Origin of the sequence: Acinetobacter sp. ANC 3882 (assembly GCF_022549545.1) — a bacterium.
Taxonomy (GTDB): domain Bacteria; phylum Pseudomonadota; class Gammaproteobacteria; order Pseudomonadales; family Moraxellaceae; genus Acinetobacter.
In genome coordinates this window covers 1-379 of the sequence record NZ_JAKZGB010000029.1, presented here as the reverse complement: position 1 = coordinate 379, position 379 = coordinate 1, and the positions used below count along the sequence as shown (strand labels likewise).

General features: G+C 54.1%; 1 protein-coding gene. It reads left to right on the top strand.

What is annotated here, in order from left to right:
• Positions 1-379: Ig-like domain-containing protein (locus MMO42_RS18125; protein WP_241321583.1), on the top strand; the 379-nt coding region annotated here is incomplete at both ends.

The following is a 379-nucleotide window of genomic DNA, read 5'->3' as shown; positions in this document are numbered from 1 at the left end:
CAGTTGGCCCAGATGTTTCAGGTACGACTTTAACGATTGGCACTGTGACCGCAGACAACGTCTTGAATGCGGCAGAGTCAGGCGGCAATGTGACCATCACCGGTACCTTGACGGGCATCCCAGCGGATGCAGCGACTACGGCAGTGACCTTACTGATCAATGGCGTGAGCTATACCGCAACAGTAGATCCTGTGACAGGCAACTGGACAGCAAGTGTAGCGGGCAGTGACCTGTTGGCGGATGGTGATAAAACCATTGATGCGACAGCGGCCTTCACCGATACCGCAGGCAACAGCAGCAACATCGCCGATACACAAGTGTACAGCGTCGATGTGACTGCACCGAATGCACCAGACATTGATCCAATCAATGGCACAGA